This is a genomic window from Aurantibacter sp. (assembly GCF_039941195.1).
Classification (GTDB): Bacteria; Bacteroidota; Bacteroidia; order Flavobacteriales; family Flavobacteriaceae; genus Aurantibacter_A.
The window spans coordinates 1-16,049 of record NZ_JBDVFA010000075.1; the positions used below are offsets into that span (position 1 = coordinate 1).

The 16,049-nt window shown below is 34.4% G+C and carries 8 protein-coding genes and 1 pseudogene; 3 read left to right on the top strand and 6 right to left on the bottom strand.

What is annotated here, in order from left to right; all coding sequences use genetic code 11:
- From ABJF52_RS12610 to ABJF52_RS12635, 6 genes are all read right to left on the bottom strand, one after another.
- The coding region (locus ABJF52_RS12610) for a hypothetical protein (RefSeq protein ID WP_348150715.1) at nt 1-1,787 on the bottom strand (1,787 nt) is incomplete at its 3' end.
- A 14-nt stretch (nt 1,788-1,801) separates the two neighbouring features.
- Entirely contained in the window at nt 1,802-2,821 is a 1,020-nt protein-coding gene (locus ABJF52_RS12615; protein WP_348150717.1) for a Gfo/Idh/MocA family oxidoreductase, read from the bottom strand.
- A 44-nt stretch (nt 2,822-2,865) separates the two neighbouring features.
- On the bottom strand, nt 2,866-4,104 hold the full coding sequence (locus ABJF52_RS12620; RefSeq protein WP_348150720.1) for an Nramp family divalent metal transporter: 1,239 nt from the start codon (nt 4,102-4,104) through the stop codon (nt 2,866-2,868).
- Nucleotides 4,105-4,142: 38 nt separating this feature from the next.
- Entirely contained in the window at nt 4,143-5,198 is a 1,056-nt protein-coding gene (locus ABJF52_RS12625) for a dihydrodipicolinate synthase family protein (RefSeq protein ID WP_348150723.1), read from the bottom strand.
- A gap of 21 nt (nt 5,199-5,219) precedes the next feature.
- A complete protein-coding gene (locus ABJF52_RS12630) occupies nt 5,220-6,257 on the bottom strand; it encodes an NAD(P)-dependent oxidoreductase (protein ID WP_348150726.1) in 1,038 nt (345 codons plus the stop codon).
- A 2-nt stretch (nt 6,258-6,259) separates the two neighbouring features.
- A complete protein-coding gene (locus tag ABJF52_RS12635) occupies nt 6,260-7,399 on the bottom strand; it encodes a M20 family metallopeptidase (RefSeq protein ID WP_348150729.1) in 1,140 nt (379 codons plus the stop codon).
- 965 nt (nt 7,400-8,364) lie between these two features.
- On the opposite strand from ABJF52_RS12635, the gene ABJF52_RS12640 reads away from it, so the two are divergent.
- From ABJF52_RS12640 to ABJF52_RS12650, 3 genes and pseudogenes are all read left to right on the top strand, one after another.
- Nucleotides 8,365-9,720, top strand: a complete 1,356-nt coding sequence (locus ABJF52_RS12640; RefSeq protein WP_348150732.1) for a DUF5723 family protein — start codon at nt 8,365-8,367, stop codon at nt 9,718-9,720.
- On the top strand, nt 9,683-10,012 hold the full coding sequence (locus ABJF52_RS12645) for a hypothetical protein (RefSeq protein ID WP_348150735.1): 330 nt from the start codon (nt 9,683-9,685) through the stop codon (nt 10,010-10,012). Before ABJF52_RS12640 ends, ABJF52_RS12645 begins: the two co-directional genes overlap by 38 nt.
- A 54-nt stretch (nt 10,013-10,066) precedes the next feature.
- Nucleotides 10,067-16,049: pseudogene (locus ABJF52_RS12650) on the top strand (hypothetical protein); the annotation flags it as partial.

Below are 16,049 nucleotides of genomic sequence, written 5' to 3' on the forward strand. Positions count from 1 at the left end.
GATATTTCAGCAGGAAGTCTGTTTGCAGTTGCAGCCAATTGACTTCTCACCTCTACATTGGACTCATTTTTAGCCAATTGCAACAAACTATTTGATAGTATTGTGGATGCATCCTTATTATCACCAATTAAACGAATAGCCCAACTTCTAATAAATTGATTTTTATGAGAAAGCGCAGCAGCTGCATTTTCTTCATTAAAACCACCACTTAAATTTAGTGCCCAAAATGCCTCAAGCGAAGTCTGTAAATCCGAGGACTTCATTAAAGATTTTAATTTTGGAATAAGAGCAGCATCTTTTCGATCACCAATTTGACGTAGCGCTTGTTGTCTAAACCATTTGTTTTTGTGCGATAATAGATCAACCAATTGATCATTAGAATAGGTACTAAGATCAAAGCTTGGTACACCAGTTTTATTTTTAGCTTGTATGCGATAAACGCGTCCTGTAGATTTATCCCAAGTATCATTAGGATCTACGTGGGTTAATCGGCTATCGTACCAATCAGTCATGAAAATTCCACCATCAGGTCCAACCTTAATATCAACAGGTCTAAACCATTGGTCATCGGTTTCTAAAACTCTTTCCGTATCAACCGTTCTAAATGTAGATCCATCTTCGTCTACGGTACTTAACTGCACATAGTTTTGTAGTGAATTTAATGAGAAAAGGTTGTGGTCATATTTTTCGGGGAGTGAACCACCTTCATATTTAATTTCAGCGTGCGTAAAGCGAATTTGTTCACCAGTCATTTTTAAATCATCCAATACCCCAAAAGCATATGGGTTTGTTAAATCGCCATGTTTACCCCAGTTTTTACCATAATAGGCACCTTGTTTAAAATACATCAAACGTGTTACCCCATTATGGCCTGAAAATATTCTGCCTTTTTCATCAATTTCCACGTGCCAAGTATTCCCTCCTCCTTCTGCAAAAACTTCAAAAATTTTATTCTCAGGATGATAACGCCAAATTGCCTGTCCTTGAAAGAATACATTTTTAGAATTTTCAGAATTAATGTTGTTGGTAACCGTACTACCTGTAGCACCATACAACCACCCATCGGGACCCCAGCGTAAACTATTCGCCACAGCATGGGTATCTTCTAGTCCAAAGCCATCTAGTACTACTTCTGGATTTCCATCAGGCAAACCATCACCTTCTTTATCTAGATAAGCTAATAAAAAAGGTGGATTTAAAACCCAAATTTTCCCTCTACCAAAAATTACACTAGTAGCAATATTCAAATCTGAAATTGCATTTGTTTCTTTATCATAAAAACCATCACCATTGGTATCTTCAAAGAAAGATATTTTATCTGCCCCTTGCACTCCAGTTGGCGGTGGTAAAGGAACGGTATCATACTTAACACGTAAATAATTATCCATGCCCATAACTTTTAAACCTTTCGGGTAAGGATATTGTGTGTATTGTACCACCCAAAGTCGACCACGATGGTCAAAATTCATTTCAACAGGTTGATTAATTTGTGGTTCTGATAAAATTAAGTCGAGTTTTAAATCTGGTGAAATCTTAAATTGTTGAAGAGCATCTTCGGCGGGTGTAGGTTCAGAATCGTCTGAAAGTACGCCAACACCTTCAAAACTTTTCATGTATTCTGCTACTTTTTCATTACCTGCAACACCTTCAATTTCCTTTGGTTTATTGGTATCTTCTTTACAAGCTACAAACAAAAAAAAAGCGATAAAAGTCAAAATAGCTCGATGACCACATTCCTTAAATAAAGCATTGATTTTCAATATTTTAAATAAAATTATTTTAATCATTTTGGGAACTATGTTTATAAATACTTTTCTAGTAGTATTGTTTCGCCATTTTTACTTTTGCTTTCATCGGCTGCCTCCATAAAAGCATATATTTCTAAAGTTTCTTTAGGCAGAACTGGGGATTCATGCGATTTAAAGAATTTTACAATTTCCGTGATTATAGTTTTATAACCATCGTGAGGTCCCATTGTTAAATTTCCTTTTTCACCGAAAGCTATACCTCCAAAACTAATTTCATAATGTGGTCGCCCGCGGTATACACCTACTCTTCCATCGTGCCATGTTCCATAAACAATATCATTGTCCTCGGTAAAATCTCGTCGGATACTTTTACATCCGGTGCCCATAACTGTAAAAAGTAATTCTACACCATGTACGCCATACCAAAATAAATCGGTATGACTTGGTTCTATGTAACAAGGACTATATGTTGTGGCACCCATTACCTTACCTATTTCATTTTTGTTTCGAATGGCATCAGCATTTTTTAAAAATCGTAGAGATGAAGATGAAAATATTGGCACTTTGAGTTTATCAGCTTCAGTATAAATCTTTTTAACATCCGAAAAGGTTGCAGCTACAGGTTTATCAATAAACATCGGTATACCTTTTTTTAGCACCTCTAAAGTTTGTTCCAAACGAACTCCACCGTCATTACTTTCTAACAAGATAACATCTACTTGATTCAATAATTCTTGTATAGAATCTACGATCTTCACGCCCATTGCTTCCATTTCCTTGGTGTACTTGGGAATTCGACTGTAGCTTGATTCAATTGTTGAACTACCTAACGGGTACGCAGCGACCACAGGAAAACCGGCTATTTCCTCTGATGCATTTGGATCGTTTAATAATTTTGTATACTCAATACTATGCGATGTATCGAGACCTATCATTCCCACTTTCACTATCTTATTTTTTACCGAAATATTGGCATAAATGCTATTTGGAATAATACTTAAACCTGCGGCAGCTAAAGTTATTTGTTGTATAAAATTGCGTCTATCCTTATTGTTAGTTTTTACTTCCAGCATGTAATTTTGATTATTTTCAAAAAAATATATTTTCTTGAAATTGGTTAAAGATTTGCAAAATAGCTAATCAGTTTACCATACATGATATAAACCAAAACACATAGCAAAATCAAACCAATAACGGCCATAATGTTTTGTAAGATTGTATTTTTATATTTGCCCATAACGTCTTTTCTATTCACAATAAGCAATAAACCAATTCCAATTAATGGAACTGCAATCATTGAAGACGACTGCGCTAAAATCAAAGAATACACAGGGCTACTCAATCCACTTGCAACAAAAGTTGCGATAACCATACCTGTAATAAGAATAACAATAGTAAAGACTTTTGGCATTTTTTTATCCATAGTCTGTCCCATTCCTAAACCATCTGCTAGCAATCCTCCACCTATTACTGCATTTACTAAAAGCGATGAAAATGATGCAGCGAGAAATCCAATAGCAAAAATATACTTAGCGTAGTTACCAAGTAATAATTCTAACTGCAAAGCCATATCTGCCGCTGAATTAATTTGAATTCCCATCGGCTTTAAACTAGCGGCGGCTGTCATAATTATTAATACTGACATTAATGCCAATAAAAAAACACCAGCATTTGAAGCTTTTATAGCCGTTTTCATATCCTCAACTTGCCAGTTTTTTTTCTGAATTAAATAGGACTGATATAAAGCACTACTTAATACAAATGTAGTTCCTACAATAGCAGCTAACTCACCGATAAAATCCATTGAAAATGCTCTAGGGATAAAACCAGAAATAGTTTGTGATAAATCGGGTTTTACAAAAACCAAATTCACTACAAAAGCAATTATGATTAGCATAACAATATACATCATCAGCTTTTCTAAAGTAGCATATAAATTTTGCGCAAAAAAGATTAATACAATTGCTAAGACTGTAAAGATAATCGGCCAAATTCTAACATCGATACCGGTTATCGATTCCATGCCCATTCCAACACCTAAATTATTCCCAAATTGAAAACTTAAGGAAGCAAGAAATGAACTGATACCAATTGCGTAAGAAAACCATTTTCCATATTTATCCGCAATTACACTTAAAATTGATTGCTTATTTAAAACAGCAAATCTTGTACTCATACCCGTATAAACTGCCATGGAAATTCCTGCAATTAAAATCGCCCACAAAAAATTATATCCTTGTGTTGCGCCAATTTTAGAAGCTGCCGTAATACTCCCTGGGCCTAATGCAACTGCTGCTATAATAAATCCAGGACCAATAGCTCCTAGACTTGTTTTAATTTTATTTAATAATTGCATTAAATTTTATTTTAATTTCTAATATGAGTTGATAGTTACTAACGCATCCAACGATCAATATTTTCTGCGACAAACTCATCATCATTTAGCTCGGGATAAATTTTATACACACGGTCAATTTCTTCTTTTTGACCAGGACTTAAAACCTCATGTGAGCTAATGGTATAATTCGCTTCCATAAAACCTTGTCGAATTAAAACTTCATGTATACCAGCTATTGACCCCTTAAATTTATTTCTAGAATCGAAAAATGCTGCATTTGCGTCTGTTACTTTAACACCTAAAGAAATGAGATCTGATATTTCCTCTGGTTTCGCATTTTTAATGCGATTAAATAATTCAACTGCTTTATTATTCCAAACTGCCCAATGTCCAAGTAGTCCACCTACAAAGGATTTTTTTACAACAGTACCACCTATAGGGAATTGATATTCAGATAGTAAATCGTTTACAATAGTATCATCATTACCAGTGTATAAAGCAACTTTATCTGCCCTACCCGATTCCGCTACACCTCTAATAACATCAATAGTATCGTACCGATCAAAAGCAGCAACTTTAATCGCAACCACATTTTCTATTTGCGCAAATTGACGCCAAAAATCGGTATCATACGAACGACCACCTATGGTTGGTTGCAGGTAAAAACCTATAACGGGAATAATAGCTGCAATTTCTTTACAGTGATTTATTAGCACTTCATTTGAATCTTCTTTAAAAGCAGAAAGATTCAATAAAACGGCATTATAGTCTAAATCTGCTGCCAAAGTTGCCTCTCCAATTGCTTGTTCTGTTTTACCCATTGCGCCAGCAACTCTAATAATTGGCTTTTTCTCTTTAGCAAATTGTGCATCTAATTCTTCTTTACCTAATTCCAAAATTGGTTGGAAAAGTCCTGCTTCGCGAATCTCAAATTGACTAGTATGTACTCCGATAGCTAAACCCCCTGAGCCAGCATCTAGATAATAACGCATTAGTGCTCTTTGTCGACGCTCATCTAATTTAAGGTCTTTAGTTAAAGCTGTTGGATTCGCAGGAATAATAGTGCCTGCATTCAAAATTTGTTTTAATTCGTTCGAAAGTATAACACTCATATATTTTATTACTTTTTTAATCTAATATTTACCATCTCTAACTTCAAAATGAGTTGGTTTGCCCAGAAGTCTATTATCATTTGATATCCATTTAGCAGTCCATTTTAAAACCTGATCTACCGAAACTTTTCTAGTACCCAATATCTTCTGACTTTCGGCAACATTAATTAACAGAGCGGTGTCCGCTTGTTTTCCTTTAAGTTTTACCGGTTTATCTAACAATTCTCCCAACCTATTAGCTACTTCTTCTACAGATATTATTTCTGGTCCACTAATATTCAAATGCTTCGCTGGACTTTCGCAAAATTGAATACTTCTTAAAATCATTTCGTTCGCATCGCCCTGCCAAATAACATTGGCATAACCCATTGTTAAGTCAATGGTTTCTTCGTTGTATATTTTTCGAGCTATATCAACAAGTACACCATATCGTGGTTCTACGGCATAATTTAAACGAATAATTACTACTGGTGTATTATTTTTAATACTCCCAAATTCAAACAGTCGTTCCCTACCTAAGCAAGATTGTGCATATTCTCCAACAGGCCCTGCAGAATCTGTTTCTTTACATCCTCCAGAAGCAACCGTTGCAAGTGGGTAGACGCAACCGGTAGAAAAAGCAACTATTCTCGAATTTTTAAATTGTTCAACAATCAAACCTGGCAAAAAAGAATTCATTGCCCAAGTAAAAGATTCATTACCATCGGTACCGAATTTCATTCCGGCAAGAAAAACAACATTCTTAATTTGTGGAAGGCTTTTTACAAAATCAATATCTAATAAATCACCTTTTATAGTTTCTATACCACTTTCCTCTAAGAGAACACGTTGATTAGCATCACTAAAACGTGCAACCCCAACTAGCCTTTTATTTACTTGTGCAATATCACAAGCTTTCCTTGCCATGCGAGCCATTGAAACTCCAATTTTACCGGCAACCCCAAGGAAAATAAAATCACCTTCAATAGTACGCATCATTTCAACCAATTTGTCACTTGGCTGTGAAAGCATTTCTTCTAAATGCTCCTCATTTTCTATAATTTCTGGATATTCTATCATAATTAAAGGGTACTATTTTTTATAATAATTTCGCTATAAATAGCTACTGCTTTTTCAATTTTATCTACATAACAATACTCATCAGTTTGATGCGCCATTTCAGGTTCACCAGGTCCGAGTATTACCGTAGGTGTATTTTTTAAATGCGGCATAAATACGGCGGCATCAGTAAGAAAATTTGCTGACTTTTTTAAATTATCATCTTTATTATCTAATTCTAGTATATTAAAAATCATTTTAATAAAATCATCATCTTCAGAAGTTGAAATCGCATTTAAATCAGTGAGTTTCTCAAGTGCTACCTCTTCTCCTAATAGTTCATTTAATTGCGTCCAAACTTTATCATTTCTAAATTTGGTTGTAGTTCGAACATCAATGGTAAAGGTTGCTTTATCAGGAACCGAATTCAAGTTAAGTCCTCCTTCCATTCTACCAACATTAATGGTTGGATACCCTAAAAGTTCATCTTCTTTTGCGTCAAATTTTAAACCTTCAATTTTTACAATTGCATTTGCCGCTTTGTAAATGGCATTATCACCCAACTCGGGCATTGAAGAATGTGCAGTAATTCCTTTAGTAAAAACATTTAGATACAGACCACCTTTATGACCAACATAAGGCATATTACCTGTTGGTTCTCCAACAACAATTGCACTAGCCTCACCCAAATCATAACCACTATTACATAAATGCTGCGCACCATTACAGCCTAATTCTTCATCAGCGGTGAAAATGAGTTTTATCCCCCCTCGTGGAGACTCATTTTTATACATTTCTATGGCCGCGATAATCATCGCTGCTACACCAGCTTTCATATCCGTAGAACCTCTACCATAAAGTTTGTTATCAATAATATCTCCAGCAAAAGGGTCTTTAGTCCAATCGTTTGCACCTAATGGAACAACATCTAAGTGACCAGTAAAAATAATTGGTGGTTTCTCATCGGAAAGTCCTTTAGTGGCAACTAACTGTAAACGGTCTTTGGCATAAATTGGATAGTCTACTTCAAATCCATTTTCAATTAATAGTTCTCCAATAAAAATTGCCAAACCACCTTCGTTACCAGGCGGATTAATAGTATTGAAACCAATAAGTTTTTGAGTTAATGTAATAACATCAATCTGTTCCTTTTTTGCACTCAAATTTTGATATATTTTATAAGTTATTTTTATCCTCTATTAATATTATTCAATTTACAATTTAAAAATATACTTCATTTCTTGACTTACAATTACCTCAGCATTCTAGTTCTTTTTGCGAAAGGACAGTTTCTAAATTGCATTCCAATTATTAAAAAATGTCTCGAATTTTCATGTTTTAACAATAAGTAAGTTTCAGGTAATTTCATTTTAAAAGAAGACTTCATATTTTATAAATCCATTTTATTTTCACTTTCCAATCAACTTTTTATCTTTCATAAAGTATTGCTTCTAAATAATATAGTTCCATTACAAACCCCTGAAACCATTACAGTGTGTTCGTACACACCCGACAGCTAAAAAAAAATATTAAGACAATTTCACATAAATCTATCCCAACATTTTATCTATTATAAAAATAATAACTACACCCTCAAATCACAATATACTAATTTACAGTGTATTATAATTTTACGCAAATGATAATGTCTAAATATAATAATTTTGAATACACTTTCGATAAAATCAAACTAAATAAACTAAATGAAAAGTATGGATTTGCAATCAAATAATTTAAAATGGCAAACTACTACCCTCTTCCGATTATTGGTTCAGAGCAATATTGCAGAATGAAAGAGAATTTCAAGGACATTTTACACTAAAACGATAATCAAGTTTTGAATTAAATTTTTTATCATGTATTCAAATCAAAATGGCACATGTAATTTCATAACGTAAATATTTAAGCCTCCAATTAAATTAAGAAAGCACCTACAAATACTAATTAAAAGGCTCTGAAAAGACAAAAAAATACCCACTATTGGGTATTTTTTTGTCTTATTTCAAATTGTATGTTTGCTTAAACAATTCCCCAAGTATTGAACTTTCTTATTTGAATTCTGTATATGAGACAGTAGTCTTTTACAGAATTATTGCTCTGTACTAACGACCAAACCAGACCAAACCAAATGAAGAAACAAATACTAGTTCCCTATTTCCTCTTGTTATCAACAATTACCTTTGGCCAATCTTTTTTAGGCATGGAATCTGATAATTACAGCGGAATTCATGGTGCAATTTTCAACCCCGCTAACCTAGCCGATTCTCGATCAAAAATTGATGTAAATATCATCTCTGCAGACGCATTTGCAGGCACCGATTATACGCCCCTATCATTAGATAATATTAAAATATTACTAGAAGATTCAGGATCTGGAAATTCTATTGAAAGGTTTCCTTCCGATAATAACCAAGTTATTTTGAATGCCGATGTACTTGGCACTTCCTTTATGTTCAGCCTAAATGAAAAGAGCTCTATTGGATTAATATCTCGGATCCGCGCAGTAAACAATTACAACAATATAAATGGACAAGTACTTGAAAGTTTTGCTGATGGTTTCCCTTCTGATGACTATTCGTTTAATATGGAAAATTTAGATGGTACTACACATGCCTGGGTCGAATACGGTCTCGTTTATGGTCGAACCGTTTTTGAAAAAGATTATCATTTTTTAAAAGCGGGAATGACGCTGAAGTATTTATTGGGTGGAATCTTTGCCCAAGGCAATTCGGAGACACTTAGTGGTGACTATAATGCCAATCAACAAACACTTAATACAAATGGTTCTTTTTCTTATATAATAAACTATGACTCCGACGATGAGAATACCTCCTACAGTCTATCACCGGGTTTCGGAATGGATATTGGTTTTGTTTATGAATATCGACCAAGATCATCTGGTTATGCATCAAGAAATGGAGACGAACGAGGAGCAAACAAATACCTTTTTAAAGTCGGTGTAGCATTAACTGATTTTGGGAGAATAAAATATAAAGATGTTGAATTGAACACATACAATCTCAATTCAAGCATCAGTACCAACAATTTAAGTGACAGTTTTGAAGATAAGCTAGATGATAATTATTCAAAGACTACAACCATTGGTGAAGCCACAGCCATGCTACCAACTTCTTTACGCATAAATGGTGATTATAGATTTACAAAAAACATTTATACGAGTATTAATTTCACGTTATCGTTAAACCCAAAAAACGGATTATATAACAACAATACCTTAAATTTAATTTCAATCGCACCGCGATTTGAATCCAAATTCGTAAGCCTTTACACACCTGTTAACTATAGTAATTTAAGTGGACTAACATTTGGAGCTGGTTTAAGAATGGGTCCGTTAATTGTAGGGTCTGGAACACTTTTTTCTTCACTTTTTTCCAAAAAACCCGATTTAGCCAATGTTTATGTCGGACTTAAAGTTCCTATGTTTCATGATAAAGCAAAGAACCCTAAAAAGAGAAGACGATAAAATTATGCCTACCAATCTATTTAAAATTTTTGTATTAGGAGTACTTGTATTCGCATTAAACCGATACTGCAAAAACCGCAATACCTGTGTTGTTTATCAAAACGAACTTCTACATAACGAAAACATTACCAAGAATTTGAATCTAAATCCTAGCGATGGCCAAATTATTAAGTTATCAGAAATTGATTTAGATGATGATTTTCAACCTGTTAATATGGCATTAGTGACAACACAAGCTAATGCCGTCTCAGATAAAGTTACCGAGTTTTATAAAAAACCCATTGAAGAATAAATAGAACATATTCTAATGATCAAGGCATACAACTAACAAACCAAAAAAATGATTATGAAAAGAAGTTATCACTACCATATATCAAAACTAATCCGAACTGATTTCAGAATCTCAAAGAAACCTATTAGCAGTATTAAATGGATCCTTTTATGGGTTCTATGTATCACAGGTTCATTTATCGCTGGTGCACAAAATACCTATAACGGTAGTGCGGTTTTGACCAGCCAAGCTGAAGTAAATCTCTTCGGGTCTCAAGGAGGGGCGCTGGGGTTTAATAAAATAACAGAAAATCTAATTATTTATAATAGTACCGATATTACAGATTTAAGCCCTTTGTCATCTCTAACCTCTGTTGGTGGTTTGGTTATAGAAAATAACACGGCACTTACTAATCTTAACGGACTTCAAAACATAACAACAGTTGGAGGTTTCGTAGGAACTTTAGGACTAGAAATCCGTATAAATAACAACTTGACAGACATTAGCGGACTTAGTGGTGTTCTTCTAGTGACAGATTATGTTTACATAGAGCAAAACCCATTATTAACTAGTTTAAATGGTTTACAACTTACCAATATAGGTGCTGCTCTAAGAATTAGCGATAACAATAATCTGGCCAACCTGAATGGGCTTCAAAATATGGTTTCTGCAGGAAGTATAGAACTATTACGAAATCCCGTTTTAACTGATTTAAGTAGTTTAAGTGGTATTCAACAAATACCTAGTGATGTGATAATAACAGAAAATCTGTCATTGACGACGTTAAATGGTTTACAATTTACATCAGCGGATAGAGTAATAATCAATGGAAATAATAGTTTAATCAACCTAAGCGGGCTTCAAAATTTGGTTTCCGTTACGAATATACTGCAAATAATATTGAATCCTCAGTTAACTGATTTAAGCGCACTAAATACCTTAACCACAGCCGACGATATTCAAATTAACCAAAATAATTCTTTACAAGGAATTAATGGTTTTAATAACCTCTCATCTACTAATCATATAGAAATAGACAGTAATACCTTGTTAAATAATTTTTGTGGGCTTCGGCCTTGGGCAATAGCCAACCCCACTAGTACTGCTTTTGATGCGGAATTCAATGCTTACAATCCAAGCTTACAACAAGTTATTACAGCTTGTGATGGTGCAACAGCCGGAGCAATGACCGCAATAACCGGCCCTATTTTTGAAGATTATTTAATCCAAAGTGGCATTGATACCAACACCACCCCGGACGGCTTTGTCTTAACCTCAGCAATTTCAAATCTCACTGAATTGAAAATAAACAGCTATGATATTTCTGACTTTACAGGGCTAGACGATTTTACGGCTTTAGCCGAATTCGAAATGCTTAACAATCAAGCCGTGGCTATTCAGCCCATCAATTTTAGTGGCAATACCAATTTAGATAAAATTACGATTATTAATTCTCCAAACGTACCCTCTGTGGATATCAGTCAAAACAATGCCCTTAGAGATCTATCAATTGTGACCCGTGGAACTGTTTTTAACAGTATTGATTTAACTGGAAAAACCAATTTATTACTACTTCAGTTGGCAGACAATAATATCAGCAGTATTGACTTATCACCTGTACCAAACTTAACTTTCTTGGGTGTGGCCGTAAACCCAATAACAAGTTTGGATGTTTCCGGTTTTGCAGATTTAGAAGCTCTAGACACTTATGAATCACAAATAACCAGTTTAGACCTTAGTTCAAATACCAAATTGACTAGAATAGATGGAAAAGATGGAGCTCTGACTTCCTTGAATCTTAAAAATGGTTTTAACACAAATTTGAATTCGGTAAATCTTGATGGCAATGCAGGTTTGAGCTGTATTCAAGTCGATGATGTAACATTTGCAACTCAACAAACAACCGCTAGTAATTGGACTAAAGATGCTTCCGCACAGTTTAGTCAAAATTGTAATGTCCAAAACACAGTGGATGTTGCTGTTTCCTTTGAGGCATATTTAGAAGATTCAACAAATACTTTTTTTGATGCCCTTGGCAATCAAGTTTTTCCGTCTGATGGTATTGTCGGCAACGGCAAGGTACTTCGTGATCCAATTGAGCGTATTGATGCTCTGAATATCGATGAAACCATTGTAAATGCGAATATAAGTAGCTACGTGGGCATCGGCAATTTCACGGCGCTCACGAAATTTACTTTAAGAGCATCACCAGCCGGTTTGCTAAGTTTAGAATTAAATTCAAATACAAACTTAGAAGAAATAAGCATTACCGATACAAATATTGAAAACCTTATTCTTCCAACAAATACCAACACCCTACAAAAACTTACGCTTTCGCAAAATAATTTATCAGGTAAAACTATAGATGTTAGCGGTAATTCTTCGCTAGAAGAAATTCAAGGAATTTTATCTACTTTTAGCGCGCTTAATACTACAAGTTGCGGAGCTTTACGAATTCTTAATTTTGATAATGGATCAATTTCATCTTTTGAACTAAGTACAAATACAAATCTAGAATCTATAAATCTAGATTCCACTCCAATTACAGATTTAGAATTAGATTCAGGCAGTTATCCTAATCTAACTTCGATAATAGTTACTAGATCGGCCGTACAAAATCTGACGATTAGAAATACTGCAATAGCTTATATAGCTTTAGACCAATTGAGTGATTTAGAACTAGTCAACATTGAAGAGAACAGTCTTTTACAAGGAGTGTTCTTAAACAATCCAGGGTTTGAACCTACTTCGATTACTAGGCTTTCATTAAGGGCAAACGATTTAACGGGAACCCTAGACATTTCAGATTTATCCAACATTACAACTATTGATGTTAGTAACAATCCCAACCTCACAACTTTAGATATAACAAATCAGGTAAATTTAGAATTCTTAGCAACATATCAATCAGGAATTACCGCTTTAGACCTATCTACAAATAATGGAACGCTTTCAGAAGTTACGGTAGGAAATACTTTAGGTGATAGTAATCTCACCAGTTTAAACCTAAATAATACTACTAGCAATTTAGTATACACTAATTTTATTTTAACTACTGATCGAAACCCAGCATTAAACTGTATCGAAGTACATAATGCGACTGATGCCCAAGAAGCTGTAAACCAAGGTTTTTGGTCTGTGCCATCAAGTCAATCGTTTAATACAGATTGTTCCGCGACTCAACCTACAACTAGAATTCCAGATCTTAACTTCAGGGCGAAATTGATAGAATTAGGTCATGATAACAATAACCCAAATGACGAGTATGTACTCACATCTTCAATTGCCGCTGTTACGAATTTGAATATTCAAGGTTTGGACATAGAAGACCTAACTGGGATCGAAGCATTTACGTCTCTTGTTACCCTAGATGCGGTCGCAAATAGGCTCACTGTTTTGAATTTGTCGAATTCACCAAATTTAGAAAATGTTGCTTTGGGTTCGAATCAATTGAGTACACTTGACTTTAGTTCCAATCCGAACTTGATAAATTTGGAGGCTGCCAATAACTCGCTAACGAACATAAACATATCGGCAAACCCGAGTTTAGAATCCATATACCTTTATGATAACCTTTTAACTACTTTGGATACCTCTTCGAATACTGAGTTAAAGTATCTGACATTAAATGGCAATAACATTACGGCCATCGATTTGAGTTTAAATATTAATATGGAAGAATTGGTCATTTCAGGAACACTTACCTCGTTAGATCTAAGGCTAAATGCAGGCCTACAAGATTTGTTTATTAGTCAAGGATCCATTGAGATTTTGGACCTTAGGGGCTTAACATTTCTTGATAGGTTCGAGAATGGTGGCGCCACGATTGCCTGTATTCAAGTAAATGACGTAAATGCCGCGGAGAGTAATTCGAATTGGGCAGATGGTAATTATAGTTTAGACTGTGGACAACAAACAGCCTATACGTCGATACCTGATGATATTTTTGAAGCGGAACTTGAACGATTGGGCTATGGAGATGGCATAGACGATAATAATCGTGTATTAACTGCTTCGATTGCCGCAGTAACTGAACTTGATTTAGAAAATATGTTCATCAATGATCTCACGGGTATTGAAGCTTTTGCTTCTCTAGAAGTTTTGAATATTTCAGGCACCAATACTACTAACTTTAATTTAAATGATGTACCGACTTTAATTGAATTAGAAGCAAATTTAACTAGTATGTTAAATCTGAACACCTCAAATAATCAGAATACAACATTACATAGTCTTAGTATTTATGGTAACAGCTTATCTACTATTGATTTGTCAAATTACAACGCACTAGAATCTTTAAATATTTCTGAAAACCAAGGAATTACTGCGTTAAGCTTAACAAATCATCCCTCGTTTAATACGTTAGAAATAGAAGGAACTGGAATAATTGACCTAGAACTAACAAAAACAGCGTTAACCAATATAGACTTAAACAGAGTATGGCAAATTAAAAATGCACTTATATATGATAATGCCAATCTAACCTCGATTCAATTGTCATCAGTTGAAAATCCATTATTAGAAGTTCTTCAATTTAGAGATAACAATCTCCAAAATTTAAATCTTAGCGGTTTTACTGAAATTAGTTCTGTTCATGTTGGTGGCAATTTGAATTTAACGACACTTGATATTACGGACTTAACAGGTTTAGAGTTAATTGATACAGCCGGTTCAGGAATAACTACTATAGATCTTTCTACCAATAATGGTTTTTTAGTATTTGCAGGATTTGGACACCCCGAAGGCGATAGCAACCTTACCAGCTTAAACTTGAATAATACTAATCTTGACTATACATCATTTACTTTAATAACTGAGAACAATCCGAACCTTACATGTATTGAAGTTCATAATGTTTCAGAAGCTGAAAATGCAGCAAGTGGAATTGATTGGGATGTATCAAGCAACCAAACTTTCAGTACAGATTGCTCAGTAGTTCAAACAAAAACTACAGTACCCGATGATGTTTTTGAAGCGGAGCTAGAGCGTCTTGGCTATGGAGATGGCATTGCTGATAATAATCTTGTATTAACTGCTTCGATTGCCGTTGTAAAAGAATTGGATTTAGAAAAAATGTTCATCAATGATTTAACAGGTATAGAAGCTTTTACTTCTTTAGAAGTTTTGAATATTACGGATACCAATACCACAATTTTTGATCTTACGGACGTCCCATCATTAATAGAGTTGAATGCGAATTTAACCAGTATGATAACTTTGAATACCGCAACAACGCAGAATGGGACTTTACAAAAACTTAGTATATACGGTAATAGTCTATCATCCCTTGATTTGACAAAGTATAATGCCTTAGAGTATGTGGATATTTCTGAAAATGGTGGAATTACTGCACTTGATTTAAGTAACAACCCTAGTTTAACTTTTATTAATGGGATTAATTCTGGACTAACGGAATTAAACTTAAAAAACGGAAATAATACCATTCTAAATGATGTTGATATAACAGGTACAAATTTAACTTGTGTTGCTGTGGACAATACTAGCTTAGCAGAACAAAAAGTTACCAATGGGGAATGGAAAGTAGATACTACAGTTGAATTTAAAACTAATTGCAACTCAGTTTCCTCTTATGAAGCAGAAGTTGAAATCGTTACAGACATATTAAATACAGCTAATATCAATGAAGGCCTCCGAGATATAGAGATAAAGGTTTCAATACCAAATGCAGATACGGATAACCTATTGGTTGACTTCGATATTCAAGTAATAGAACTTACTGCAATTGCTGATAATGACTTTAATAGCATACCCCAAAATGAAAAGCTGGTATACGAGTATTTTAATGACGGATTAACAGCATACACCATTGGTATTTTGGATGACACTTTATTAGAAGGTGACGAACAATTTCGAATTCGAATAAGTAATCCATCGGACACAAGGGTAACTCTTAAAGATGCCGACACAAATGGCAACTTAGACTTTGTAGTTACCATTTTAGATAATGAATCTGGAATTGCAGTACTATCAGCTGTGAGTGGGGCTGAAGGCGGTAATGCTAGATTTACAGTGAATTTACAAGATGGATCTGGCGACC

Bases quoted from the DNA above. Each gene is read 5' to 3' on its own strand.
- ABJF52_RS12630 (WP_348150726.1), bottom strand. From the start codon at position 6,257: ATGATAGAATATCCAGAAATTATAGAAAATGAGGAGCATTTAGAAGAA.
- ABJF52_RS12615 (WP_348150717.1), bottom strand. From the start codon at position 2,821: ATGCTGGAAGTAAAAACTAACAATAAGGATAGACGCAATTTTATACAA.
- ABJF52_RS12620 (WP_348150720.1), bottom strand. From the start codon at position 4,104: ATGCAATTATTAAATAAAATTAAAACAAGTCTAGGAGCTATTGGTCCT.
- ABJF52_RS12625 (WP_348150723.1), bottom strand. From the start codon at position 5,198: ATGAGTGTTATACTTTCGAACGAATTAAAACAAATTTTGAATGCAGGC.
- ABJF52_RS12645 (WP_348150735.1), top strand. From the start codon at position 9,683: ATGATAAAGCAAAGAACCCTAAAAAGAGAAGACGATAAAATTATGCCT.
- ABJF52_RS12640 (WP_348150732.1), top strand. From the start codon at position 8,365: ATGAAGAAACAAATACTAGTTCCCTATTTCCTCTTGTTATCAACAATT.